At 67.8% G+C, this 23,661-nt stretch carries 25 protein-coding genes; 12 read left to right on the top strand and 13 right to left on the bottom strand.

Translation table 11 applies throughout. From position 1 onward, the window contains the following. Positions 1 to 411: BA14K family protein (locus FV220_RS15965; protein WP_147832557.1), on the top strand; the 411-nt coding region annotated here is incomplete at its 5' end. 215 nt (positions 412 to 626) lie between these two features. After that, positions 627 to 1,154 carry a DUF2721 domain-containing protein gene (locus FV220_RS15960; protein ID WP_147832556.1) on the top strand — a complete coding sequence of 176 codons (528 nt, stop codon included), beginning with the start codon at positions 627 to 629 and terminating at the stop codon, positions 1,152 to 1,154. Positions 1,155 to 1,169: 15 nt separating this feature from the next. On the opposite strand, the gene FV220_RS15955 is transcribed toward FV220_RS15960, so the two are convergent. Next, the gene (locus FV220_RS15955) at positions 1,170 to 1,613 is read right to left on the bottom strand and encodes a TIGR01244 family sulfur transferase (RefSeq protein ID WP_147832555.1); all 444 of its coding nucleotides are present in this window, start codon (positions 1,611 to 1,613) and stop codon (positions 1,170 to 1,172) included. A 173-nt stretch (positions 1,614 to 1,786) separates the two neighbouring features. On the opposite strand from FV220_RS15955, the gene FV220_RS15950 reads away from it, so the two are divergent. Continuing rightward, the gene (locus tag FV220_RS15950) at positions 1,787 to 2,296 is read left to right on the top strand and encodes a DUF533 domain-containing protein (RefSeq protein ID WP_147832554.1); all 510 of its coding nucleotides are present in this window, start codon (positions 1,787 to 1,789) and stop codon (positions 2,294 to 2,296) included. Positions 2,297 to 2,309: 13 nt separating this feature from the next. On the opposite strand, the gene FV220_RS15945 is transcribed toward FV220_RS15950, so the two are convergent. The 4 genes from FV220_RS15945 to FV220_RS15930 form a co-directional block, all read right to left on the bottom strand. Next, complete coding sequence (locus FV220_RS15945) at positions 2,310 to 2,927, bottom strand: GNAT family N-acetyltransferase (RefSeq protein WP_018045531.1); 618 nt, start codon at positions 2,925 to 2,927, stop codon at positions 2,310 to 2,312. After that, positions 2,924 to 5,269, bottom strand: coding sequence for an Orn/Lys/Arg decarboxylase N-terminal domain-containing protein (locus FV220_RS15940; RefSeq protein WP_018045530.1), 2,346 nt, complete (start codon positions 5,267 to 5,269; stop codon positions 2,924 to 2,926). The genes FV220_RS15945 and FV220_RS15940 overlap by 4 nt, the downstream gene beginning before the upstream one ends. Positions 5,270 to 5,331: 62 nt before the next feature. Beyond that, complete coding sequence (locus FV220_RS15935) at positions 5,332 to 6,360, bottom strand: CorA family divalent cation transporter (protein WP_147832553.1); 1,029 nt, start codon at positions 6,358 to 6,360, stop codon at positions 5,332 to 5,334. Between the two features lie 161 nt (positions 6,361 to 6,521). Continuing rightward, positions 6,522 to 6,869 (bottom strand): hypothetical protein, encoded by a 348-nt coding sequence (locus tag FV220_RS15930; RefSeq protein WP_018045528.1) that lies wholly within the window; start codon positions 6,867 to 6,869, stop codon positions 6,522 to 6,524. A gap of 331 nt (positions 6,870 to 7,200) precedes the next feature. Here FV220_RS15930 and ppk2 point away from each other — a divergent pair, with 331 nt between their 5' ends. The 4 genes from ppk2 (at position 7,201) to FV220_RS15910 (ending at position 11,157) form a co-directional block, all read left to right on the top strand. Continuing rightward, positions 7,201 to 8,127 (top strand): polyphosphate kinase 2, encoded by a 927-nt coding sequence (gene ppk2, locus FV220_RS15925; protein WP_026176236.1) that lies wholly within the window; start codon positions 7,201 to 7,203, stop codon positions 8,125 to 8,127. Positions 8,128 to 8,236: 109 nt separating this feature from the next. Beyond that, positions 8,237 to 9,034 (top strand): enoyl-CoA hydratase/isomerase family protein, encoded by a 798-nt coding sequence (locus tag FV220_RS15920; RefSeq protein WP_147832552.1) that lies wholly within the window; start codon positions 8,237 to 8,239, stop codon positions 9,032 to 9,034. A 168-nt stretch (positions 9,035 to 9,202) separates the two neighbouring features. Further along, a complete protein-coding gene (locus tag FV220_RS15915) occupies positions 9,203 to 10,711 on the top strand; it encodes a carbohydrate porin (protein ID WP_147832551.1) in 1,509 nt (502 codons plus the stop codon). A 218-nt stretch (positions 10,712 to 10,929) separates the two neighbouring features. Continuing rightward, entirely contained in the window at positions 10,930 to 11,157 is a 228-nt protein-coding gene (locus FV220_RS15910) for a hypothetical protein (RefSeq protein ID WP_147832550.1), read from the top strand. A 102-nt stretch (positions 11,158 to 11,259) separates the two neighbouring features. Here the strand turns inward: FV220_RS15910 and FV220_RS15905 are convergent, their stop codons facing one another. Next, positions 11,260 to 12,696 (bottom strand): NAD-dependent succinate-semialdehyde dehydrogenase, encoded by a 1,437-nt coding sequence (locus FV220_RS15905; protein WP_147832549.1) that lies wholly within the window; start codon positions 12,694 to 12,696, stop codon positions 11,260 to 11,262. Positions 12,697 to 12,784: 88 nt separating this feature from the next. Next, the gene (locus FV220_RS15900) at positions 12,785 to 13,576 is read right to left on the bottom strand and encodes a class II glutamine amidotransferase (RefSeq protein WP_018045521.1); all 792 of its coding nucleotides are present in this window, start codon (positions 13,574 to 13,576) and stop codon (positions 12,785 to 12,787) included. Positions 13,577 to 13,974: 398 nt separating this feature from the next. Here FV220_RS15900 and FV220_RS15895 point away from each other — a divergent pair, with 398 nt between their 5' ends. Beyond that, complete coding sequence (locus tag FV220_RS15895; RefSeq protein WP_056141340.1) at positions 13,975 to 14,400, top strand: response regulator; 426 nt, start codon at positions 13,975 to 13,977, stop codon at positions 14,398 to 14,400. 83 nt (positions 14,401 to 14,483) lie between these two features. Here the strand turns inward: FV220_RS15895 and rpsU are convergent, their stop codons facing one another. After that, positions 14,484 to 14,792: a 30S ribosomal protein S21 gene (rpsU, locus tag FV220_RS15890; protein WP_018045519.1), complete on the bottom strand. Its 309-nt coding sequence runs from the start codon at positions 14,790 to 14,792 to the stop codon at positions 14,484 to 14,486. Between the two features lie 232 nt (positions 14,793 to 15,024). Beyond that, the gene (gene phaZ / locus FV220_RS15885) at positions 15,025 to 16,239 is read right to left on the bottom strand and encodes a polyhydroxyalkanoate depolymerase (RefSeq protein ID WP_056141063.1); all 1,215 of its coding nucleotides are present in this window, start codon (positions 16,237 to 16,239) and stop codon (positions 15,025 to 15,027) included. Positions 16,240 to 16,549: 310 nt separating this feature from the next. Here phaZ and FV220_RS15880 point away from each other — a divergent pair, with 310 nt between their 5' ends. Further along, a complete protein-coding gene (locus tag FV220_RS15880) occupies positions 16,550 to 17,206 on the top strand; it encodes a glutathione S-transferase family protein (RefSeq protein ID WP_056141336.1) in 657 nt (218 codons plus the stop codon). 45 nt (positions 17,207 to 17,251) lie between these two features. Here FV220_RS15880 and FV220_RS15875 read toward each other — a convergent pair whose 3' ends face one another. From FV220_RS15875 to bla, 4 genes are all read right to left on the bottom strand, one after another. Beyond that, positions 17,252 to 18,685: an ATP-binding protein gene (locus FV220_RS15875; protein ID WP_147832548.1), complete on the bottom strand. Its 1,434-nt coding sequence runs from the start codon at positions 18,683 to 18,685 to the stop codon at positions 17,252 to 17,254. Then, entirely contained in the window at positions 18,682 to 19,410 is a 729-nt protein-coding gene (locus tag FV220_RS15870; protein WP_018045515.1) for a response regulator, read from the bottom strand. The genes FV220_RS15875 and FV220_RS15870 overlap by 4 nt, the downstream gene beginning before the upstream one ends. Before the next feature lie 149 nt (positions 19,411 to 19,559). Further along, positions 19,560 to 20,585, bottom strand: a complete 1,026-nt coding sequence (locus tag FV220_RS15865; protein ID WP_348642094.1) for a hypothetical protein — start codon at positions 20,583 to 20,585, stop codon at positions 19,560 to 19,562. 206 nt (positions 20,586 to 20,791) lie between these two features. Beyond that, positions 20,792 to 21,679 (bottom strand): class A beta-lactamase, encoded by an 888-nt coding sequence (gene bla / locus FV220_RS15860; RefSeq protein ID WP_147832546.1) that lies wholly within the window; start codon positions 21,677 to 21,679, stop codon positions 20,792 to 20,794. Positions 21,680 to 21,908: 229 nt separating this feature from the next. On the opposite strand from bla, the gene FV220_RS15855 reads away from it, so the two are divergent. The 3 genes from FV220_RS15855 to FV220_RS15845 all read left to right on the top strand — a co-directional run. Beyond that, positions 21,909 to 22,214: an accessory factor UbiK family protein gene (locus FV220_RS15855; protein ID WP_018045512.1), complete on the top strand. Its 306-nt coding sequence runs from the start codon at positions 21,909 to 21,911 to the stop codon at positions 22,212 to 22,214. A 292-nt stretch (positions 22,215 to 22,506) separates the two neighbouring features. Continuing rightward, positions 22,507 to 23,010 carry a YbjN domain-containing protein gene (locus FV220_RS15850; protein ID WP_018045511.1) on the top strand — a complete coding sequence of 168 codons (504 nt, stop codon included), beginning with the start codon at positions 22,507 to 22,509 and terminating at the stop codon, positions 23,008 to 23,010. A gap of 56 nt (positions 23,011 to 23,066) precedes the next feature. Next, positions 23,067 to 23,661, top strand: a 595-nt coding sequence (locus FV220_RS15845) for a pyrroline-5-carboxylate reductase (protein ID WP_246689472.1), incomplete at its 3' end; no start/stop codon positions are given.

Raw genomic sequence — 23,661 nt, 5'->3', positions numbered from 1 at the left:
GGGGATGGACGTGGGCAGGGCATAGGACAGGGCGGCGTCGGTCGCGGCCCGATCGTCGGCGGTGGCTATGGCCGCGGCGCCGGATTCAATCGTGGTGGCTACGGCTACAATCGTGGCTACGGCCGAGGATATGGCTATGGCGGTCTCGGCCTCGGATTGGGTCTAGGCCTCGCGGGCGCCGGTCTCGGCTACGGCTACGGCAGTAGCTATTACGGCAACGATTACTACGACGGCGGCTATTACCGCGGCGGCTACGCGCCGGCCTATTATGGAGGTGCGGTAGAGGTTCAGCAGGATGTCGGCGGGTCCGACCAGGACGTGGCCTACTGCATTCAGCGCTTTCGCTCCTACGATCAGCGGTCGGGCACCTATCTCGGCAATGACGGCCTGCGTCATCGCTGCCCGCAGTAACGCCTTTCGTCCTGGCGCGATTGCCTGACCCTCACCGAGTCCGGAAGCCCCGCAGCCCCTGCCGCGGGGCTTCGTCGCATCTATGGCCCCGCGTCTGCTCGGCAGAGGAGGGACGACGTCGAGGCTCGAGGTTCTGTCACCGGCATCCGGAACCCGCGTCCACCTCCGAAACGGCGCATCTTCCGGTGCCGGGCGGCATGGCGTAACGCCCTATCATGATGGCTTCCGGTCCTCTCCTCGCTCCCGACGACATCGCGCATGTCATTCAGATCGCGCTCGCGCCCGCCTTCCTGCTGACGGCGCTGGCGACGCTGCTCAACGTCTTCTCCACGCGCCTCGGGCGGGTGGCCGACCGGGTGGATGACGCCGCCGACCGGCTGCAGAAGGCGGATGCGGACGAGGCCGCCCACCTGTCGTACCAACTGGCCTATCTGCGTCGGCGGTCCTTCATGCTCGACGTGGCGGTGGTCCTCGCCTCGTTCGGCAGCATCATGACCGGCATCGCGGTGCTGACGCTGTTCGTGGGGGCCTTGCGCGATGCGGCCACGGCATCCGTCCTGTTCGGCTGCTTCGGCATCGCCCTGGTCTGCACGGTGGCGGCCATCGTCGCCTTCCTCATCGAGATCCTGATGGCGGGCCGCCGCATCCGGGACGAGGTCGACCGCCAGACGGTCGAGGCTTCGGACCGGGAAGCGGGCGGACCCGAGATCCCCCGTCGCTCGCCTCGACAGCGCCGGTCTTGACCGGGGCCGGCGATCTCACGTCCCGTCGGGCGTGTCGCCATGCGTGTCGAGCCAGCGCACGGCGCCGCTGAGGTCGAAGCCCCGCTCCCGGCCATAGGCCAGGAGGTCATCGCGGCGCAGACGCCCCGCCAGCACTTCGGACAAAGCCCACAGGGTCAGCGAGCGCGAGCCGCTGCGGCAATGGGCGAGGACCGGGCCGGGTGCGCTCTCCACGGCCTCACGGAAACGCGCGACGTCCTCATGGGTGATGCCGGGGCCGGTGACGGGGATATGGAGATAGGCGAGTCCCGCCGCCTCGGCCGCCGCCGCTTCGGCAGCGCTGCCCAACTGGTCCGGCTCCTCGCCTTCGGGACGGTTGTTGATGAGCAGGGCAAAGCCCTTCGTGGACAGGTCCGCGATCTCCGCCTCGTTCGGCTGGCCGGAGACCGACAGGCGGGACTCGATGGGCGTGATCGTCATGGGGCCTCTCTCGTTGGCTGCCGTCGGGCCGTGCGGTTTCCGCTTGCCGGAGGAGGGCGCTCTGCCGGGGACGAACGGGGCATGTTCATTCCACCGCACCGCCCATCGTGAACCCGCGACGGGGCTCGTCCGTTTCCAATCCGATCCCTCAACCCGCCTTCAGGACGACCACCATGGCCGATGCAAGACAGATCGTCGATGCGCTCGTACGCTCACGCAAGGGCGGGATCGCCGCCACGGCCGCCCTCGGGGGCCTCGCCCTCGTCGCGGGTCTGGCGCTGCGGGCACTCCGTCCCTCCGCGGCGTCCGAGACCCCCGATCTGAGCCAGGTCGGCGAGGACGAGGCGCGCGTCATGCTGCGCGCCATGGTGGCCGCGACTTTGGCCGACGGCATCGTCGATCAGCAGGAGCGCCGGCGCCTCGACGCGGCGGTGGAGGCGGCCGGCATCGACCGGGATGGCCGCGCATGGCTGGAGAAGGAGCTCACCGACCCGGCCGAGATCGACGAACTCGCCGAGCGCGTGGAGTCGCCGGAGCAGGGCGCGCGCCTCTATGCGGCAGCGCGTCTGGCCATCGATGCCGATACGCTGCAGGAGCGGGAGTTCCTGAAGCGCCTCGCCGAAGCCCTCGACGTTCCGCAGGACGTGGCCGCGCGGGTCGATGCCGGACTGGAGGAGGCCTAAGACCGCAGCCGGATCACTTCCCCACCCATTCGTGCCCTGCCACCAGCGCCTCCACCGAGCGCGTCCAGGTGCCGGGCTGGTCGGTGGAGCCGGTGCCGAGCGCCCGCTGGACCATGACGCTGTCGCTCCAGCGGCCGTACTTGTAGCCCACCGCCGGCAGCAGGCCGACGCGAACGAAGCCGCAGGCTTCGTGGAGCCGCAGGGACGCCTCGTTCTGCGCGTCGATATAGCCGATCATCTGCCGGTAGCCGCCGGCGGCGCAGGCCTCGATCAAAGCCGGCAACAGGCGCCGGCCGATGCCGGCGTTCAGGTGCTCGTGATGGACATAGATCGAGTGCTTGAGCGTGTAGCGGTAGGCCGGCCGTTTGCGGAACGGTACGGCATAGGCATAGCCCGCCACTACCCCGTCGCGATCGGCGACGAGGTGGGGCAGACGCTTCTTGCGCATGGCCTTGCGGCGGCGCTTGAGGTCGTCGGGATGGAGCGGATCCTCCTCGAAATCGCCGACATCCCCCACGCCCCGCCGGATATGGTGAGCGTAGATCGCCACCATGGCCGGCACGTCCGGATCCGAGGACGGCCGGATGATCACTTCGGGATCGGAGGCGGTGGGCGGCCCGTCCGGACTCACGGGCGGTTCTCGCGCATGACGTAGGTGTAGAACCGGATCGTCCCGTCGGGATCGACGTTGCGGAACACGCCCTGGATCTCGGCCTCGAAGCCCGGGAACAGGTTCGCCGAGCGTTCGAACATCTTGAAGTAATCCAGCATGGGTTTCGCCCGCTCGTCCAGTCGCTCGCCCGGCAGCACCGTGCCGATGCCCGGCGGGTAGACCAGAAGCAAGGTCGTCGCCACACGGCCCTCGGCTTCCGCGATCGGCACGTAATCGACGTTGTTGCGGGTGAGCTGCTGCACCGCCTCCTTCGGGGTCATCACCATCTCGGGCAGGTGCCCCGGCTCGAACTGCTTGCGCTGGAGCGTGCTGGTGCCGTGCTCGCGGTGGAAGGCGTGGAAATCCGCGCAGAGGTCGCGCAGGCGCACGCCCTTGTAGCGGTTCGGCCGGCGCCGGACGAATTCCGGCATGGCATCCTCGAGCGGCACGTTCTCGTCATGCAGGCGCTTGAAGGCCACGAGGCCGGAGATGAGCGTGCCGGCCTTGGAGGATTCGACGCCCGGTGTCAGCAGGAAGAGGAGCGAGTTGAGGTCGTTCTTCTCCGGCACGATCCGGTTTTCACGCAGATACTGGGCGACGATCGGGGCCGGTACGCCATGATCGGCATATTGCCCCGTGCGGCGGTCGAAGCCGGGGGTGAGCACGGTGAGCTTGTTCGGGTCGGTCATGGCGTAGTTCGGCGCCACATGGGTGAAGCCGTGCCAGGCGGCACCGGGGGTCAGCTCCCAGTATTTGGCGTCGCTGGCGAGCTCGTCCGTCGAGACGCTCTCCCACGGCACCTTGCCCTCCGGGCCCTTCACCGTGTCCGGCACGAAGGGGTCGAAGAACCAGCGGCGCAGGGGATCGCCCTCCTTCTCCTCGAATTCGCGGCGGATGGCGCGGACCTTCTTGCGCCATTCGATGCCGAGCCGGATCGTGTCGTCCCACAGGACGACGCCCGAGCGGCCCTTCATCATCTGCGCGCCGACATCCAGTGACGCGAAGAGCGGGTAGAACGGCGAGGTCGAGGCGTGGACGAGGAAGGTCTCGTTGAAGCGCCGGTGCTCGATGCGGCGGGTCTGGCCGCGGATATGGCTGTCCTTGGTGTGGATCTGCGAGGCCTGGGAGAAGCTCGCCAGCTGCTTGTGGGTGGATTGGGTGGCGATGATGCCCGGCGAGGTCTCGTCGAGGCCCTTCAGCCCCATGGCGAAGCGGCCGGCGAAGAGCGGGTGGAACTTCATGAAGCCCGCCCAGGCCTCGTCGAAGAGGATGTAGTCGCAGAGATGCCCGATCTTCTCGAGGATCATCTGCGCGTTGTAGATCGTGCCGTCATAGGTGCACTGCTCCACCACCGCGACGCGGAACGGGCGCTCGCGCTTCCAGGCCTCCTTGTCGGTGACGAGGGGGTTGGTGCGGATCTTCTCACGGATGGCCGCCTCGTCGAGGGCCTCGTGATACATCGGGCCGATCAGGCCGAAGCAGTTGCGGTCGGTCTCCAGGAAGACCGGAACCGCGCCGCCGAGGAACAGGGCGCCGTGATGGGCCGCCTTGTGGTTGTTGCGGTCGAACAGGACGAGGTCGCCCTCGGCCACCAGGGCCGAGAGCACGATCTTGTTGGAGGCCGAGGTGCCGTTGAGGACGAAATAGGTTTTTTCCGCACCGAAGATGACGGCGGCTTCCTTCTGCGCCTTGAGGGCGGGGCCCTCGTGGACGAGGAGATCGCCGAGATCGAGCACGGAATTGTCGAGGTCGTCGCGGAACACCGCTTCGCCGAGATGCTCCACGAAGATGCGCCCGATGGGGGAGCGGTTGTAGAAGATGCCGCCGTTATGGCCGGGGCAGGTCCAGAGCTGGTTGCCCTGCTCTGCGTAATCGACCAGCGCGCCGAAGAAGGGCGTCTTCAGGGTCTCGGCATATTGCTTGACCCGGCTCACGAGGCCGCGGGCGATGTAGTCCGGGGTCTCTTCCGCGAGGAAGATGTAGCCGTCGATGAAGTCGAGCACTTCGACGGGGATGTCCTCCAGGCGCTTGCGCCGGACCATGATGACGATGGGCATTTCCAGCCCGCGCTTCCGCATCAGGTTGATGAGGGCGGCGGCCTTGCCGTCGAGGCCGCGCTTGCCCCAATCCACCACCATGCAGCCGATGGCGGCATCGGTCTGGACCGCGATGGCCGCGTCCTCCACGCGGCGGGCGCGGACGACCTCGAAGCCGAGCTTTTCCACCGAGCCTATGATCTGCTGGACGCGCACGCCCTCGAGATCGTCCGGGTCGAAGTTCGGCGCGCACATGAGCACGGTGAAGCGGCGAAAGAAGTCCATGCGGGGGAAGGCTCCGGTGGTCGGATGAATCGAGGGGGGTGTGGGCGCGTTCGCGTTCCGGATCAACCGGGCCGGCCGGCGAGACTGAGCCGGCGGATGACGAGGTAGACGGCGAGCGCCGCGAGCGCGCCGATTCCCAGCGCGAGCAGCGACCCATTGTCGGATTCCGAAAAGAACAGGCCCTTGGTGTTCATGCCGAACACGCCCGTCACCAGGGTGGGCGGCAGGAACAGGGCCGTGAGGATCGACAGGGTGAAGAGCTGGCGGTTGGTGAGCGCGGTGGTGCGGGCGGCGATCTCGTCCTGCAGCAAGCGGCTGCGCTCGGACAGGACATGCATGTCGCGGTGGAGGGAATCGAGGCGTTGGACCACCCGCGCGGCCATGGCGCCCACCGCTTCGGGCAATTGATCTCCCTCCGTGCCGGCTTCGTCCTCGAGCCGGTGGAACACCGCCCGCAACCCGGCGAGCTGCCGGTGGGAGCGCACGGATTGGCGGCGGATCGGTCCCAGTGGCTTCGGGTCGTCCGCCCTGGACTCGTCGAGCATGTCGTCCTCGATGGCGTCGAGGGAGGAGGACAGGCGGTCGGCCGTGGCGATCAGCGCCTCGACGGTGCTGCCGACGAAGCGCTCCAGCAGCTTGGCCGGGCCGGGGACGAGGGTGCCGGACAAGACCGCGTCGCGGGCGGCCACCGCGCAGGACGTGGCGTGGCGGCGGCCGCTGACGAGGAAGCGCGGGCCGAGGATGCAATGGAGACGGCCGTTCGGCTCCTCGCTCGACGAGCCGTCGAAGGCGCGTTCCCGGTCGGCGATGACGAAACCGGCATGGGGGCCGTCCACGACGACGCGCTGATGCTCGTCGCGGGCGAAGGTCGCGGCGGCGAGCCGGGCCGGGCCGAGGCGTCCTTCGAGGATCAGCGCCTCTGTCCGCGCATCGACCAGATCGACATGGAACCAGACGAAGCCGTGATCCGGGTCGTCCAGCGAGGGAATCCCGTCCCCCGGTCCGACCTGGCGTCCCCGTCCCTCCGCGTCGAAGGTGAGGGCGAAGATCAGCCCCGGGAGGGGGGATTCCTCGATGAGAAGGTGCTGCATGGTGCGGTCGCGGCGATCATGGCCGGCAAAATGCCGGCTCACTATCGCGCTGGATCGCAACGCTGGGCGACACTGTGATGACGGAGGGGCACCTCCGCCGATCGATGCTCGGCCTGCGGGTCATGCGATCCGCAAGAGGGGGCGACGACGATTGGCTATCCTCAGCGGGTCACGACGCCCTTGTCGGCTTCCTTGACGCTGCCGTCGGCTTCCATGCGGTTCAGGCCCTTGTCCGCTTCCTTGCGAAGCACCTCAGCGAAGGCGGTGGCCTGATGTCCGACGAGAACCTTCATGTCGGCCGGAGCGACGGTCCAGATGACGGCAACGATGAACACCGTCGCGGCCATGCCATAGGCGAAGGTTTCCATGATGCCGAGCCAGCCAAGCAACAACGGGATGCTGCTCACGATCAATCCGATGAAGGAACTTCCAGTCAGAAAATAAACGGAGAAGAAGGTGATGACAGCCAGGCATATGGGCTTGACGAAACGGACGATGAAGCGTTCCATTGCATTTTATCTCCTATTACAGAGTTATTTCAAGAACTTTTCTAAGCTGCGATCAGTTGTTTGTTACGTATCGACAATGGGATGCGCCTTATAATTCGGTCTATCTCGTTTTCTGACCGCTCAAGTATCTACAAAAATCGTATCGATTCAATAAACGCCGCATACCAGAAGCTGAGGGAGAGTCCAGCGATTCTCCGGCTTTCGGCGTCGGATGCTGAATTCTACGAATCGAATAAGGAATGTGGTGCCGTTGCCGACGGGGGTCGCCATACTGTCATGCAGCTGTGATTCAAGCGTTCGGATGATTCCCATTCATCAGGAAGGCAATATCATGGACGGCACGCGCGCCGGGACTCGTCCTTTCGATATCGAGGCTATTCGCCGAGAGATGGCGGACGATTTCGATGAAGAGCTCGAGATGGAGCTCGAAGACGAGCGCCTCGAGCAACTCGTTAGCGAAATCGATGCCAGGCCTCGTCTGCCCACCATGGACCGGAAGATCTATTTCCGGGAGCTATTCCGACTGCAACACGAGCTGGTTCGTCTTCAGGATTGGGTGCAGGCCCAGAAACTACGCGTGGTTGTGATCTTCGAGGGGCGGGATTCGGCCGGCAAGGGCGGCGCGATCAAGCGCATCACCCAGCGTCTCAATCCCCGCGTCTGCCGCGTGGCTGCGCTCCCGGCTCCTAACGAGCGCGAGCGTACGCAATGGTACTTCCAGCGCTACGTGGCGCATCTGCCGGCGGGCGGCGAGATCGTGCTGTTCGACCGCTCCTGGTACAATCGGGCCGGCGTCGAGCGCGTGATGGGCTTCTGCACCCCGGACCAGTACGAGGAATTCTTCCAGTCCGCGCCGGAATTCGAGCGCATGCTGGTGCGGTCCGGCATCATCGTGCTGAAATACTGGTTCTCGATCACCGACGAGGAGCAGGAACTGCGCTTCAACATGCGCATCCACGATCCCCTGAAGCAGTGGAAGCTCTCGCCGATGGACGTGGAGTCCCGTCGCCGCTGGGAGGATTACACCAAGGCGAAGGAAGTGATGCTCGCCCGCACGCATATTCCCGAGGCGCCCTGGTGGGTGGTCGAGGCCGTGGACAAGAAAAAGGCCCGCCTCAACTGCATCAGCCATCTCCTCACCCAAATCCCCTATGGCGACGTGGAGCACCCGCCGGTGCATCTGCCCGAGCGCATGCGCCACGAGGATTACGCCCGCCAGCCGGTGCCGCAGGAGATGTTCGTCCCCGCCCTGTTCTGACCATGCCGGGGGCGCCGCTCGGCCTGACGCGGTTGCCCAAAGCGGCCGGGATGGGCAAGACCCGTGTCGGACGGGCCGATTCTCGGCCGGTCCGGCATGGGACCCCCGCATGAGCGCCACCGACGAGATCCTGTTCGACACCGATGAGGCGGGCATCGCCCGCATCGTTCTCAACCGGCCGCAGGCGCGCAACGCGCTGACCTTCGCGATGTATCAGGGCCTCATCGACCTCTGCGACAGGATCGAGGCGGACGAGCGGATCAAGGTCCTCATCATCACCGGCGCCGGCGAGAAAGCCTTCGCCGCCGGCACCGACATCGCCCAGTTCCGTGATTTCTCCAGTCCCGAGGATGCCCTCGGCTACGAGCGCTTCATGGACAGGGTCCTGGGCGCGCTCGAGCGTCTGCGCGTGCCCGTCATCGCCGCCGTCGCCGGCGCCTGTACCGGCGGCGGGGCCGCCATCGCCGCCTCCTGCGACCTGCGCATCGCCACCCGTGACGCCCGGTTCGGCTTTCCCATCGCGCGAACGCTCGGCAATTGCCTGTCGATGTCGAACCTGAGGCGCCTGTCCGGCCTCATCGGTCCCGCGCGGGTGAAGGACATGATCTTCACCGCCCGCCTGTTTGGCGCGGAGGAGGCGCTCGCGGCCGGCCTCGTCGGCGAAGTGGTGGAGGATGCCGCCGCCCTCGCCGCCAGGGCGACGGAACTCGCGGCACAACTCGCCGGCCATGCACCGCTGACCCTGCGGGCCACCAAGGAAGGCCTGCGCCGCCTCGACGCCGAGGCGGAGGCGGAGGGCGAGCGCCCCGGCGATGACCTCATCCTGATGTGCTACACCAGCGCCGATTTCCGCGAGGGCATGGAGGCCTTCCTGGCCAAGCGCCCGCCGAACTGGACCGGCCGGTAAAGCGCTGTTTCGAGCGCCGTTCCGATGCGGATGTGGGCAGCGTGACACACCGGACGGGGAAAGCCGCTGGTCGCCCCGCTGCCTCGGCTCGGTTGCAGCCCTGTCATGCTCGCCGTGATAGAGCGTGAGCGGGGACGGTCGCCCTGGGACATGCTTTTTTTCCGAGGGATGATGCTCCGCTCGTTTCCTCTCGCGGCCGCCGCAGCCCTGTTGTCGGGCCTTGCCGCGTCGGGCGCCCACGCCCAGACCGCCGCCGAGATCGCGGCGCGGCAGGCGCGCCTGGCCCTGGAGGGGCTCGACATCGGCTCGCCGCGCGGCGCCGGCGGCGATCCGCAGACATCGGTGGCGCAGTCGGTGACCTCGGCCAAGCCTTCGGCCAACCTCAACACCTCGATCCAGGACCAGCTCGGCCCCTATGGCGATCCCTACGGCCTGCGCTCGTTCCTGAAGACCAAGGGCATCGAATACAGCCTCACCTATATCGGCGAGACCTTCGGCAATGCGACGGGCGGCGCGCGTCGCGGTGCCATCGTCGAGGGACGCCTCGACGTCCAGTTCGATGCCGACCTCGAAAAGCTGGCGGGCTGGCACGGGGCGGCCTTCCACACCAACCTCTACCTCATCCACGGCACCGGCCTGTCGCGCTACTACGTCAACAATTTCATCACCGTGAGCGCCATCGAGGCGCTGCCCTCCTCCCGGCTCTACGAGCTCTGGTTGGAGCAGAAACTGTTCGACGGCCAGTTCAGCCTCAAGGTCGGTCAGATCGCGGCCGATACCGAGTTCGCCGTGAGCCAGACCGGCACGTTGTTCATCAACTCCACCTTCGGCTGGCCCAACATCATGGCCGAGGTGCTGCCGAGCGGCGGGCCGATCTATCCCCTGGCGGTGCCGGCGATCCGCGCGAAATACGTGCCCAACCAGAACTTTTCCCTTCAGGTCGGCCTCTTCGACGGCGATCCGGCGGGGCCTTATCCCAGAGATCTCGATCCGCAGCGCCGCAACCGCACCGGCACGAACTTCCGCACCGGCGATCCCGCTCTGGTCATCGCGGAGGCCGCCTATGCCTACAACATCGCGCAGGGCGATGTCGGCGATCCCGGCACGGTGACGCTGGGGGGGTGGCACCATTTCGGCCGGTTCGACAGCCAGCGCTTCGACACGGCCGGGCGCTCGCTGGCCGATCCGTCCACCACCGGCATCGCCCGACGCTTCCGGGGCGACAGCGGCCTCTACGGCATCATCGACCAGACCATCTACCGCGAACCCGACGATCCGAACGACGGCGCCAGCGTGTTCCTGCGCGTGTCCGGGGCGCCCTCCGACCGCAACATCGTGGATTTCTACGCCGATGCCGGCATCGCCTATAAGGGCCTCTTCAAGGGACGTTCCGACGACACGATCGGGGTCGCCTTCGCCATCGCGCGGATCTCGGACGCGGCGCGCGGTCTGGACACCGACACGATCCTGCTGGCCGGGACGAACATGCCCCGGCGCAGCAGCGAGGCGGTCATTGAGGCGACCTATCAGGCCGTGCTCGGACCGGGCGTGACCGTGCAGCCGGACGTCCAGTACGTGTTCCGTCCCAGCGGCGGTGTGCCCAACCCGCGCGACCCCAACGGCGCCCGCATCAAGAACGCCGCCGTGTTCGGCGTGCGGGCGACGGTGCGTTACTGAGAGGCATCGACAGGGCCGATGTGCTCCGGCCGTCCGAAGCCTCGGCACGAGGCGAGGCTGGGATGACGGCTTCGTCTCACGAAGCGCGTGCTCGTTATCGCCATTGACGTCGTCGATATCGGCTATCGACACCATCTGTTTGATGAATGGTGCGCCGCAAAATATATCCCTCTCATGCAACGGGGCATCGGCCCCGGAACACCTAAGGGATCCTCGTCATGACCGTTCGTAGCCTTGTCCTCGCCGCTCTCGCCTCCGCCACCCTGGTCGGTACCGCGACCGCCGACGAGCGCATCACCGTCACCCCCACGCTTTATCGGGAGCAGGCCCGCGTCACGGCTGCCGTGCGTCCGGCCTCCGAGCTGACCACCACGCCGTCCCTGACCCCGCGTGCTCCCGCGACCCGGCGCATCGTCGCCGAGATCGTCGACCCCACGACCCGCTAAGGCGGTTCCCGTGAGCGGGGCCGGAGCAAAGGCGTGCATCAACGCTCCATGGGGTCTGCCCCATGGAGCGTTTTGCGTGTCGAGCCTACCGAATGCGGGTGTTCAGGCGCTGGCCTGACTCACGAACTTCGTCGTCAGATAGGCCTCGATCGCCTCCGAGCCGCCCTCGCTGCCGTAGCCGGAATCCTTGATGCCGCCGAAGGGGGTTTCGGGGAAGGCGAGACCGTGATGGTTGATGCCGAGCATGCCGCTCTCGACCCGGGCGGCGATCTCCGTCGCGCGGGTGGCCGAGCGGGTGTAGGCGTAGGCGGCGAGACCATAGGGCAGCCGGTTGGCCTCGGCGAAGGCGGCCTCGTCGTCGGAAAAGCGCTGGACCAGGGCCACGGGGCCGAACGGCTCCTCGTTCATGATCCGCGCGGTGAGCGGGGTCTCGGCGAGCACGGTGGGCTCGAAGAAATGGCCGCGGTTGCCGATGCGCTTGCCGCCGGTGCGGAGTTCCGCGCCCTGCGCCACGGCGTCGGCCACGAGGGATTCCATCGCCTCGCGCCGGCGGGCATGGATCAGCGGCCCCATCTGGGTCTCGGGATCGAGCCCGTCACCGACCCTGATGCCCTCTGCATGCGCCACGAACCCCTCGACGAAGCGGTCGTAGACGGAATCGTGGATAAGGAAGCGGGTCGGCGCGACGCAGACCTGCCCGGCATTACGGAATTTGTTGGCGCCGAGCACCGAGACGGCCTTCTCCACATCCGCATCGGCGAAGACCAGGGCGGGGGCGTGGCCACCGAGCTCCATGGTGATGCGCTTCATGTGGCGCCCGGCCAAAGCCGCGAGCTCCTTGCCCACCGGAGTGGAGCCGGTGAACGAGATCTTGGCGATGACCGGATGCGGGATGAGGTAGGACGAGATCTCGGCCGGATCGCCGAAGACCAGGGAGAGCACGTCACCCGGCACCCCGGCATCGAGGAAGGCGCGGACGAGTTCGGCGCAGCTCGCCGGTGTATCCTCCGGCCCTTTCAGGATCACCGAGCAGCCGGTGCAGAGCGCCGCCGACAGCTTGCGGACGGCCTGGTTGATCGGGAAGTTCCAGGGCGTGAAGGCGGCCACGGGACCCACCGGCTCGCGCAGAACCATCTGGGTCACGCCCGGCACGCGGGCGGGGATGATGCGGCCGTAGGCGCGCCTCCCTTCCTCGGCGAACCAGTCGATCACGTCGGCGGCGGCGAGCGTCTCCACCCGCGCCTCGGCCAGCGGCTTGCCCTGTTCCAGCGTCATCGTCCGGGCGATGTCGTCGACGCGCGAACGGAGCAGATCGGCGGCCCGCCGCATCACCTTGGCGCGATCGAAGGCCGCGACCCTGCGCCATTCGGCGAATCCGCGGCGGGCGGACTCCAGGGCACGGTCGAGATCGTTGCGCGACGCCACCGCCACGGTGCCGATGGCGTCGCCGGTGGCGGGGTTGAGGACGGGGATCGTCCGCGCGTCGGAACCGGGCGTCCAGGCTCCTGCGATGTGAAGGGTCACGTCCGTGTCGGTCATCGGCGGCTCACGCTCTCGAAGGAGCATGGGTTGTCCGCCCTTCGCGCCAGCGCCGCAACCCTCCGTGCCGCAACCCTCGGGAGCGGTCTTAGGCGGCGATGCGGACCCGCGCCTCGTCGGCGCCCTTTACCGTCACCGTGCCCCCGCGTGTGGCCTGCAACGTGCCGCCGCGCGGGATCACGATCCAGCCCTCCTTGCAATCGTCGATGGGCTCGGAGACCACCACGAGGCCGGTCTCGGTCTGGCGGTAATAGAGGCTCGGCGGGCGGCCGTCGCAGGCCCAGCGATAAGCCGTCAGGGTCTCGCCGTCGGTGACGACGGAAGTGAAGCGCAGGGCCTCGGTGATTCCGGCCGCCTGCATCAGGTCGCGGACCGTGGAGAGGGTTTCGGCCATGGCGCCGATCGGGTCTTCGGCGAGGCCGTTGGCCAGGGCCAGGAGGAAGATCGCCTCGGAATCGGTGGTGCCGCGCCGTGCTTCGTAGAGAGCGTCCGGGATCAAGGCCTCGATCCGCCGCTTGATGCGATGGTAGCCGCCGATCTGGCCGTTATGCATGAACAGGTGCCGGCCATGGGCGAAGGGATGGCAGTTCGCCCGCGTGGTGGCCGTGCCGGTCGAGGCGCGGACATGGGCGAAGAACATCCGCGCGCGGACCTGCTGGCAGAGGTTGACGAGGTTCTCGTCCGACCAGGCCGGGCAGACGTCGCGATACTGGCCCGGATCGGTCCGTTCGCCGTACCAGCCGATGCCGAAACCGTCGCCGTTGGTCTCCGTCTTCGCCTCGGTGGCGTGCAGCGACTGATGCACCAGCGAGTGCGTCGGGGCGCAGACGAGATCGGTCAGGAAGACCGGATCACCGCTATAGGCGAGAAAGCGGCACATGACTGAGCAACAACCCCCTGTTTCGGCACCCCTCCCCGGATCGGGAAACAGAAACCGTTCCATGATCCAGCTTGACGGTCGTTGAACTGTAACATTCGATCTTTTGCGGTGAACAGATCGTTAATGCATCGCAGCATGCCTGAACCTTGTGCGTCTGCGCGGACGATGCGCAGGCGTGCCCGATTTCGTGCATGCCGGTATCGTAGACGGCCACCATGCCCGCTTTGAGGCGGTTCCCTATCTTTCATTGCGGGAGGCGCATGGCCGTGGCGGCGCATCGTACCCTTGCCGATCCCGGCCCGGCGGCGCAGCCTCGGCATCATCGAATCATCGACCGGGCGCAGGACGCCCCGCAGGGCCGGCATCGTGCCTGGCCTCATTCCTTGGAAAGTGACCTCATGGATCGCACAACCCGCTCGACCGATGGCGCTGCATCACGGGCTCAGATCGATGGCCCCGTCGCCCTGGTGGTGGAGGACGATGCGGCGGTCCGCGACCTCGCCACCGCCATCCTCGAAGAAACCGATCTCGACGTCATCGCCTGTGACAGCGCCGAGGCGGCCATCGGCGTCCTGGAGCGCAAGGGACTGAACGTCGCCCTGCTCTTCGCCGATGTGCGCCTCGGCGGGGCCATGGACGGTATCGCCCTGGCGCGGACGGTGGAACGGCGCTGGCCCGACGTGCGGATGGTCCTGACCTCGGGCTACGACGAGCGCGGTACCGGCCGCCTGCCCGAACAGGCGGTCTACATGCAGAAGCCCTGGCGCGCCCTCGACGTGCTGGTGGAGGCGGAACACGCGTCCGCTGCCGTGGGCATCGCCTGAAACGACACGACGCCCGCGCCGCTTCCGCGGCCGGGCGTCGTGTGAGAGCGAAGGAGGGCCGGTGCGAGACCGGCCGCTCGGCCTTACGAGGCGACGTTGGTCGAGGGAGCGGCGCTCGGAGCGAACGGCGAACCACCCGGACGACGCGGCGCACCGGCGCCGAAACGAGGCTTCGGCTTCGGAGCGGCGATCAGTCCCTCACGGATGGCGGTCTTGCGGGCCTGCTTGCGGGCGCGGCGGACGGCCTCAGCCTTCTCGCGTGCCTTGCGCACGGAGGGCTTCTCGTAGGCCTTGCGCTGCTTCATCTCGCGGAAGATGCCCTCGCGCTGCATCTTCTTCTTGAGAACACGGAGTGCCTGGTCGACGTTGTTATCGCGAACGAGTACCTGCAACGGACTTGATCCTTTAGAGACATATGTTTGTCGGACGGCGCCCTCTCCGAACGCCCCCGCCTGTCCGACGAGGGCAAACCGCCAATAGCCCCATACCCTGGATCGCTCCAGGGAGGGACCTGTGTGTGACGGTCTCGAATCGACGCTGAAAACTCACTTGGGGCAGGCTCATACACCAAGCGGACACGAGTTCCAACCGCTCTCGGTTAAATCCTGAGCCGGACCCGCATCCTCATGCGTGCGACTGGATGAAGTTGCGCACGAGCGGGTAGGTCTGCCCCTCCCACTTGCGGCCGGTGAAGACGCCGTAATGGCCGACGCCCGCCTGGAGGTGGTGGCTCTTCATGTGCGGGGGCAGGCTGCTGCACAGATCGTGCGCCGCCATGGTCTGGCCGACGGCGCAGATGTCGTCGCGCTCGCCCTCCACGGTCATCAGCGCGGTCCTGCGGATGGAGCGCATGTCGATGGGGTTGCCGCGATAGGTCAGCTCGTTCTTGGCGAGGGTGTAATCCTGGAACACCGTCTGGACCGTCTCGATGTAGAACTCGGCCGCGAGGTCGAGGACGGCGAAATACTCGTCGTAGAAGGTCTCGATCTGGTTGGCCTTGTCGGTCTCGCCGTTGGCGAAGTGCCAGAACAGGTCGGCATGGCTCTGCTGGTGGCGCTTGGCATTCATCGAGACGAAGGCCGAGACCTGCATGAAGCCGGGATAGACCCGTCGGCCCGCCCCCGCATGGCGCTTGGGCACGGTGGCGATGAGATTCTTCTCGAACCACGCGATCGGCTTCGAGGTGGCGAGCTTGTTCACCGAGGTGGGGCTGATCCGGCAATCCACCGGCCCGGCCATGAGCGTCATGCTGCGCGGCGGCGCGATGTCCTTCGACTGGGCCATGACGGCGGCGGCGGCGAGCGCCTGGACGGCCGGCTGGCAGACCGCAACGACGTGAGAGCCCTCGCCCATCGCGCCGAGGAACTGCACCAGGTGATCCACGTAATCGTCGAACCCGAACGGGCCGTCGGCCAAGGGCACGTCGCGGGCATTGTGCCAGTCGGTGATGTAGACGTCGTGGTCGGCGAGCAGGGTGCGCACCGTGCCGCGCAGCAGGGTGGCGAAATGGCCCGAGAGCGGCGCCACCACGAGCACCTTGGGCTGCTCGGTATCGATGTCCTTCCTGAAGCGCAGCAGCGTCCCGAACGGCGTCGAGAACGTCGCCTCCTCGGTGACCGGAACCTCGCGGTTGCCGACCCGGATGCTGTCGATGCCGAAAGCGGGGCGGGCGAAGGTCAGCCCGGCGCGCATCATCATCCGGGCTCCAGCCGACCACCAGTTCATCGGAGCCGCGTTCCCCGAACCGACCCAGGGCGATACGGCATCGTGGACGAGCTTGCCCCAGGAGCGGGTGCGCTGGGCGAGGTCGGACTGCACTTCGAAGGCATCGTAGAGCATGACGCTCGAACTCCTGCGCGAACGATCGGATAGCGAACCATTCGCTGTGTCGTGCACGGCCGCCGGATCGTCTCCGGACGGTCGTTCACGGCCCGCTAGGCTGAGCCACGGTTGCGCACAACGCAATCGGCCCACAATACGATCTGTAATAAATGTTGTGAGAATGCACCACTGTCCCATCCTCGTAACAGGAAAGGATTATCTCTTGGGGCGGGTGGTGGCTCGGCGCGGCACGAGACTTGGATGTCCCCAGCCATCCCGGGCCGAGAACTCCATGGACATTCGGGGATAACGACAACAGGGGATGGACATGCCGGTCGCCACGCTCACGATCTCGAGCCGGAACTACTCCTCGTGGTCGCTGCGGGGATGGCTGGTCTGCCGCATGGCCGGGCTCGACTTCGAGACCGAAGTCCTGTCCGGCGACGACGCATCCACGCGGGCCGAGCTCCTGCATCTGTCGCCGTCCTTCCTCGTGCCCCGCCTCGTCCATGGCGAGATCGAGGTCTGGGACACCCTGGCCCTCTCCCAGTATCTCAACGAGACCTATCCCGATGCGGGCTTCCTGCCGAAGGATCCCGTGGCCCGGGCGCGCTGCCGCTCGATCTCGGGCGAAATGCATGGCGGGTTCATCAACCTGCGCTCGGCGCTGCCGATGAATCTCCGGGCCCGTCACACCGATTTCAAGATCTTCAACGGAGCCCGGGGCGATATCGAGCGGATCATCACGATCGTCGAGGATTGCCTGTCGCGCTACGACGGCCCGTTCCTGTTCGGCACGCGCCCGAGCCTGGCCGATGCCATGTTCGCGCCGGTCTGCACCCGGTTCCAGACCTATGACGTCCCGCTGCCGCGCAAGGTCGCCGCCTATCGCGACACCATCCTCGCCTGGCCGCTGATGGTGGAGTGGACCGAGGCCGCCGCCGCCGAGCCCGACGAGATCGAAGAACTCGACATGGAGTTCTGAGGGGCCGGCCCCCGGCCGACAATCCGAAATGCCCGGATGCGAAAATCATGGGGCGGCCGGTAAGGCGGCCCCGTGGTTCGGCATCGGGGCCGCGCGCGGCGGCGTTGCTTGAGCGACGGCGAGGGGCAGGTCAATGCGGGCCACGAGGCCGCGGGGCGCCTTGTTCGACAGGCTGAGTCGTCCGCCATGCCCCTCCACGATGGCGAGCACGATCGAGAGGCCGAGGCCGAAACCGCTGGCCTCGTCGAGATTCCGAGTCCGGTCCCCGCGCACGAAGGGCTGCACCATGGCGTCGCGCTCGGCCTCGGGAATGCCGGGGCCGTCGTCGGACACTTCCAGCGCCACGCCCTGTTCGGATGGATGAATCGTCAGGCGCGCCGAGCCGCCATACTTCACCGCATTGTCGACGAGGTTGACGATGGCCCGCTGCAGATCGTCCGCCCGGCCGCGTACGAGGACGTGGCGCGTCTGTTCCAGGCGCACGTCGGCGCCCACATCGGTGAAGCCGTCGCACACGGTCTGGACCAGAGAGGCGAGGTCGACGAGGCTGTGTGCGCCGCCCGCCTGGCCGTCCCGGATGAAGGACAGGGCGGCTTCCACCAATCCGTTCATCTGGTCGAGGTCGCGCAGGGTCATGGTGCGGGCGTGGTCGTCCTCGATGAACTCGGCCCGCAGGCGCAGGCGAGTGATCGGGGTCCGCAGGTCGTGGCTGATCGCCGCCAGCATCTGGGTTCGGTCGTCGATCAGGCGGCGGACACGCCCGCGCATGGTGTCGAGGGCGCGCGAGACCGCCGCCACCTCCTTCGGCCCGTTCCGGGGCAGGGCCACGAGGTTCATGCCCGTGCCGAAGGCGTCGGCGGCCTCGGCGAGCTTCGCCAGCGGGGCGGTCAGGGCCCGCGTCGCCCAGATCGACATGAGGGACAGGGTGATGCCGAGGAGGACGAAGGTGAAGACGATCGGGCCGGGGCCGAAGGGCGGCCGGTCGTCGTCCGGCAGGGTGGCCCGCAGGCTCGCCCCCGAGGGCGTCAGGATGCCGATGCGGGTGCCGCCCCCCGGCTCCTTCCGGCCCGGCGGGGACAGATCGGTGATGGTGAGCGGCCGGCCGAACCCCTCGCGCATGCGCTTGACCATGGGATGGTCGGGCCGCTCGCTCCGCGTGCTGGCGGACGGAGGTTCCGGCGAGGCCGGGGCCGTTTCGATCTGCAGCGAGGGCAGGCTGCGTGCCGCGTCCTGCAGCAAGCGCAGCCGATCCCCCGGCGGAGCGGCATCGAGCAGGCGGACAATGGTGGCCAGCCGGGTCGCGGCCACGCCCGGATGATTGTCCGGGTTCCAAGGTTCGCGCAGCAGGAAGAAGGCGAGGGTCGCCACCGCATGGCTGACGACGATGGCGGCCACGCTGAGGACCGCGATCTGGCCGGCGATGCTGCGCGGCGGGGTGCCGACGAGGCGGCGCCAGCGGTCCTTCCCCTCGGTGCTCACGAGCGCGTCACCGCCGGCGTGAACAGGTAGCCGCCCGAGCGGATGGTGCGGATGATCTCGGGATTGCGCGGATCGGCCTCGATCTTCTGCCGGATGCGGCTGATGAGGACGTCGATGCTGCGCTCGAACGGGCCGGCGGCGCGCCCCTGCGTCAGGTCGAGGAGCTGATCGCGCGAGAGCACCCGGCCGGGCCTGAGGCAGAGCGCGTGGAGCAGGTCGAACTCCGCGCCCGTAATGGTGATGCGGGCCTCCTCCGGACTGAGGAGCTGGCGCAGGGAGACGTCGAGGGTCCAGTCGAGGAAGCACAGCCGGCGGGCGCCGTCGTCGCCGGCGGCCTCCGTGGTCGCACCCCGCCGCAGGATCGCGCGGATGCGGGCGAGGAGCTCGCGCGGGTTGAAGGGCTTGGCGAGGTAATCGTCCGCGCCGATCTCGAGGCCGACGATCCGGTCGATCTCCTCGGCCTTGGCGGTGAGCATCAAGATCGGGATCGAGGACCCGGCCCGCAGGCGCCGGCACAGGCTCAACCCGTCCTCGCCCGGCAGCATCAGGTCGAGGACGATGAGGTCGACGCGCGCATCCGCCAGTGCCTTGTCCATCTCGCGCCCGTCCCCGGCGAGACTCACCCGGCACTCGTTGGCGCGAAGATAGCGCGCCACCAGGGCGCTGATCTCGCGGTCGTCCTCAACCACGAGGATATGGGGCGTGGCGGAATTCGTCTGCGTCATGTCTCGTCCATCCGGTGGCCGTTTATGACGCCTCGGCGGAGGGATTCGAAGGGGATCGCAAGAGCAGAATTGTAAACATCTGTTTCGGGCTGGTCTCCGAGATACGTCTGGCAAATGTTGTCGGCCGCAAGAGTGCGTCCGCGCGGCCTCTACCGCCTGCGAAACCCGAAATACCCGCCATCGGCGTCGTAGAGCACGTCAAAACCGTTGAGGAAGCGCAGGCCCGTGTTCACGAAGGGCTCCGGGCGACGGGTGTTGAGGGTCACCTTGCTCGGCGAGAGCGGGGCATTGTCACCCACGACGATGTCGTAGGCCGCCGCCGGTGCGGAGCCTCGTCCGGGGAAGGTGAAGCCGAGGCGGGTGCCGGGCAGGAACTGGTTCCGGCCGTCGTCATCGGTGGCGACGGCACCGTCCACGGCCTCGCCCGGCAGGGTCAGGTACATCACCGACACGCCGGTATCGACGAGCGCCCGGCCGCAGGCGCCCGGAGCTTGCCCGTTCACCGCGATACAGACGGGCACGCCCTGCCATTCACCGGGAATGTCGGGGTGCGGATCGAGCTTCACGAAGCGGATGTCGCCGCGCGTATTGGCTCCGGTGAGGCCCGCGTGGATGCCGTCCCGCGTCACCACGTAGCCACGCCGGGCAGGCCCCCGGCCCTCGGGCGCGAGGTTGAGGAGGGGGTTGGTGTCCGGCGTGCTCTGGCTCTGCGAGTCCCCCTCCCGTCCGAAGCCGACGCCCAACATCGCCACGTGGCCGGGCATCGTTTCCGGCGTGCAGGCACGGGCAGTGTCCGTGCACGCGATCTCGGTGACCGCCAGGACGGGGAGAGGCGTGGTGGTGACGCTGGCCCCGTTGCCGCCGACGAGCGTGACCGGTAGCGTCACCCAGCGCCCGATCATGATCCGCCCGGAACTGCTGTAGGTCAGCCGCCCCGGCCGCGAGGGCATCGAGTCGAAGCCGGGGATGCGGCTCGCCGAGACGACGATGCCGGTGGAGCCGGTATCCATGAGCACGGGGCGCACCTCTCCCCCGAAGGACAGGCCGAGATGCGGCGAGCGCGTCAACTCGGCGCCATCCTCCGCCGCGTCGAGATAGGAAAGATACGTGCCCTGGCGGAAGCCGTCGTAATCCGGCCTGTCGGCGGCATGGGTCGGGTACGCGGCGAGGCTCAAGGCGGCGATCCCGAATGCGAGTGCGACAGGCGAGGCGATCCTCGATTTCCCGGCCCTCTTATGCGCGATGCCGACGCGATGTCCGCGGCCCCTGTTCATCATCCGCCCCTCCCGGGCGACGAAGATGCGGCAGCGGGGCCGACCCGATCCTCGTCACTTCAATCCGTTCCTCGGTCGAGCTTGGCAGATCGGCGTTTAAGGAACGCTTACAGGGAGGCGGCGACGGCCCGGGCCACTGAGGCGATGGTAGCGCTGCGGGCCTCCGACGACGTCCTCGCCCCGGTCAGGTAGACCGTCAGAACGAGGGGAGGCCGGCGCGGCGGCCAGATCACGGCGACGTCGTTGGCGGTGTCGTTCTCCCCCGATCCGGTCTTGTCGCCGATGCGCCAGTCCTTCGGAAGGCCGGCGCGCAACCGCGCATCGCCGGTGCGGCAGCCGACGAGCCAGGCGGTGAGCAGGGCGCGGGAGGCAGGCGACAGCGCGTCCGCCAGGACGAGGCGCCGGAGCGTTTCCGCCATGGCGAGCGGCGTGGTGGTGTCGCGGGCATCGCCGGGGGCGGCCTCGTTGAGGTCCGGCTCGGTACGGTCGAGCCGGGTCGTCGCATCGCCGAAACCACGGATATGTCCGGTGAGCCCGGCCGGGCCACCCATCGTCCTGAGGAGGAGGTTCGCGGCGGTGTTGTCGCTGAGCGTGACGGCCGCTTCGCAGAGTTCGGCGATGGTCATGGCCTCGCCCCCCGCCCTCGGCCCGCTCACGGGCGAATACGGCACAACCTCGCGCGGTTCGTAGCGCAGGCGCCGGTCGAGGCCGTCCTCGCCCCGGTCCACCCGCGCCAGCACCGCGCCGGCGGCGAGGACCTTGAACGTGCTGCACAGGGGGAAGCGCTCGTCCCCGCGATGCGCCGCATGGGCGCCGCTGCCGGTATCGAGAAGGCCGATCCCGAGCCGCCCGCCGCTCGCCTCCTCGATCCGTGCGAACCGGTCGGCGAGATCCCGGCGGAACGCCCCCTCAGCCAGGGCGGGGCCTCCCGCGCCCAACCAGTTCCCCGCGGCCCAGGCGGCCGCGCCGAGGGTGAATTCGCGTCGCCTGATCATGCTCGTCCTCGCCGGGGATCGGTATTCGATTGAAGCGGAGCGTCGCCGAGCAAGGCGGCGGCTTTGCGGTGTCATCCTGGCCGGCGGAATGGGGCTCCGGCTCGTCCGGCCGTCGATTCCTCGTCTCCGGGGCGGGGGATCGGATTGCCTCGCGGGCCGTCGATTCTTATTTCATCCTCTCAGGTGCCGGCGCGATGTCCGACGCGGGCCTCGATCTCGGGAGACGACGATGCAAGGCTCTAAGGACGGCGCGGGCCGCGGTTCGAACCGGTTGTTCGACGATTTCGCCCGGTTGATGACCGACGCCGCCGGGGCGGCGCAGGGGGTGAAGCGCGAGGCGGAGACGGTGTTCAAGGCGCAGGTGGAGCGCCTGATCCGCGACATGGACATCGCGTCGCGCGAGGAGGTGGACGTCCTGCGCGATCTCGTCTCGGCACTGCGCAGCCAGAACGATGCCCTCGCCGCCCGCGTCTCTGTGCTGGAAGGCCGTCAGGGTGCGCAGGATACGCCGCCTGCGCCCGCCACGCCGGTCTGATTCGGGCGCGCCGCTCGGGTTCAAGCTTGTGCACAGGAAGGAATGGTGGAAATCCGCTTTCCTGTTCACCGCTTCTCCCGAGCGCTTTGAAACGCGAGTCCGCCACGGTCTATAGTGAGTGAAGCACTGATTCGCTTCGCCCCCGGACCCGACCTTCGACCCTTCAACTTCTTGCCGAACAAGCTCTGCCTTGCCTATGCGGGGATTCAGCTTGGGAACGGCGACTCGTGAGCGGGATCGATTGTCGTTCACCATTATCGGCGCCCCTCCCGGGACGCCAACCTGGACCGCTATGACCCAACTCCACATCGAAGGCCTCGACCGGAACGAGCACCCCCTCGACATCGTCGAGCGGCTCGCCTCCCTTCGTGACTGGATCTTCGACCGGGCCGAGACCGACGAGATGTCGGTGGCCGTGGCCGGCCGCTGGTCCGACTACCATGTCGCCTTCACCTGGATCGAGGACGTGGAGGCCCTGCACGTGGCCAGCGCCTTCGATCTGAAGGTTCCGGCGCATCGCCGCACCGAGATCCTCACCCTCATTTCCCTCGTCAACGAGCAGCTCTGGGTCGGCCATTTCGACCTGTGGTCCACCGACAGCGTGGTGATGTTCCGGCACTCGCTGCTGCTCACGGACGGCGCCGCGCCGACCCAGAGCCAGTGCGCGATGATGCTGAAATCCGCTGTCGATGCCTGCGAGCGCTACTATCAGGCGTTCCAGTTCGTGCTCTGGGCGGGCAAGTCCGCCCGCGAATCCCTGGATGCGGTCCTGTTCGAGACCGAAGGCGAGGCGTGAGCGTTCCGTCTTCCTCGGCCTTGCCCGCGTCCCTCACCCTGGTGGGGGCGGGCAAGATGGGCGGCGCGATGCTGGCGGGCTGGCTCGCAGGGGGGCTCGATGCCGCCAGGACCTGCGTCGTCGATCCGCAGGCCTCGCCCGAGATGGTGCGGCTCTGCGAGAGCCACGGCATAGCCCTGAACCCGAGCGACGTGCCGGCCAACGATGCGCTGATCCTCGCGATCAAGCCGCAGGGGCTGGAGGGCGCCGCCGGCCTCCTCGACGGGTTGATCGCACCCCACACGCTCGTCGTCTCGATCCTGGCGGGCAAGACCATCGCCGACCTGAGCCGCCGCCTGCCCGCCGCCCGCGCCATCGTCCGGGCGATGCCGAACCTTCCGGCGAGCATCGGGCGGGGCGTCACCGGAGCGGTGGCGAGTGCCGAGGTTTCCCCCGGTCAGCGTGACCAGGCCGATGCGCTGCTGAAGGGCGTCGGCGCGGTGGAATGGCTCGACGACGAGGCGCTCATCGACGCTCTCACGGCTTTGTCCGGTTCCGGCCCGGCCTACGTTTTCCTCCTGGCCGAGGCCATGGCGGAGGCGGGCGTGGCCGCCGGCTTGCCCGCCGACATGGCCGCCCGGCTCGCCCGTGGCACGGTGGCGGGGGCAGGGG

Origin of the sequence: Methylobacterium sp. WL19, assembly GCF_008040005.1 — a bacterium.
Lineage (GTDB): Bacteria > Pseudomonadota > Alphaproteobacteria > Rhizobiales > Beijerinckiaceae > Methylobacterium > Methylobacterium bullatum.
Note: the sequence above shows the minus strand (reverse complement) of the source record. Positions and strands in the feature narration are given on the sequence as shown.

Coding starts and splice junctions, on each gene's coding strand:
- ppk2 (WP_026176236.1), top strand. CDS start 7,201: ATGGACGGCACGCGCGCCGGGACTCGTCCTTTCGATATCGAGGCTATT.
- FV220_RS15940 (WP_018045530.1), bottom strand. CDS start 5,269: ATGGACTTCTTTCGCCGCTTCACCGTGCTCATGTGCGCGCCGAACTTC.
- FV220_RS15900 (WP_018045521.1), bottom strand. CDS start 13,576: ATGTGCCGCTTTCTCGCCTATAGCGGTGATCCGGTCTTCCTGACCGAT.
- FV220_RS15895 (WP_056141340.1), top strand. CDS start 13,975: ATGGATCGCACAACCCGCTCGACCGATGGCGCTGCATCACGGGCTCAG.
- FV220_RS15905 (WP_147832549.1), bottom strand. CDS start 12,696: ATGACCGACACGGACGTGACCCTTCACATCGCAGGAGCCTGGACGCCC.
- FV220_RS15920 (WP_147832552.1), top strand. CDS start 8,237: ATGAGCGCCACCGACGAGATCCTGTTCGACACCGATGAGGCGGGCATC.
- FV220_RS15870 (WP_018045515.1), bottom strand. CDS start 19,410: ATGACGCAGACGAATTCCGCCACGCCCCATATCCTCGTGGTTGAGGAC.
- bla (WP_147832546.1), bottom strand. CDS start 21,679: ATGATCAGGCGACGCGAATTCACCCTCGGCGCGGCCGCCTGGGCCGCG.
- phaZ (WP_056141063.1), bottom strand. CDS start 16,239: ATGCTCTACGATGCCTTCGAAGTGCAGTCCGACCTCGCCCAGCGCACC.
- FV220_RS15880 (WP_056141336.1), top strand. CDS start 16,550: ATGCCGGTCGCCACGCTCACGATCTCGAGCCGGAACTACTCCTCGTGG.
- FV220_RS15915 (WP_147832551.1), top strand. CDS start 9,203: ATGATGCTCCGCTCGTTTCCTCTCGCGGCCGCCGCAGCCCTGTTGTCG.
- FV220_RS15935 (WP_147832553.1), bottom strand. CDS start 6,360: ATGCAGCACCTTCTCATCGAGGAATCCCCCCTCCCGGGGCTGATCTTC.
- FV220_RS15955 (WP_147832555.1), bottom strand. CDS start 1,613: ATGACGATCACGCCCATCGAGTCCCGCCTGTCGGTCTCCGGCCAGCCG.
- FV220_RS15930 (WP_018045528.1), bottom strand. CDS start 6,869: ATGGAACGCTTCATCGTCCGTTTCGTCAAGCCCATATGCCTGGCTGTC.
- FV220_RS15910 (WP_147832550.1), top strand. CDS start 10,930: ATGACCGTTCGTAGCCTTGTCCTCGCCGCTCTCGCCTCCGCCACCCTG.
- FV220_RS15855 (WP_018045512.1), top strand. CDS start 21,909: ATGCAAGGCTCTAAGGACGGCGCGGGCCGCGGTTCGAACCGGTTGTTC.
- FV220_RS15960 (WP_147832556.1), top strand. CDS start 627: ATGATGGCTTCCGGTCCTCTCCTCGCTCCCGACGACATCGCGCATGTC.
- FV220_RS15850 (WP_018045511.1), top strand. CDS start 22,507: ATGACCCAACTCCACATCGAAGGCCTCGACCGGAACGAGCACCCCCTC.
- FV220_RS15950 (WP_147832554.1), top strand. CDS start 1,787: ATGGCCGATGCAAGACAGATCGTCGATGCGCTCGTACGCTCACGCAAG.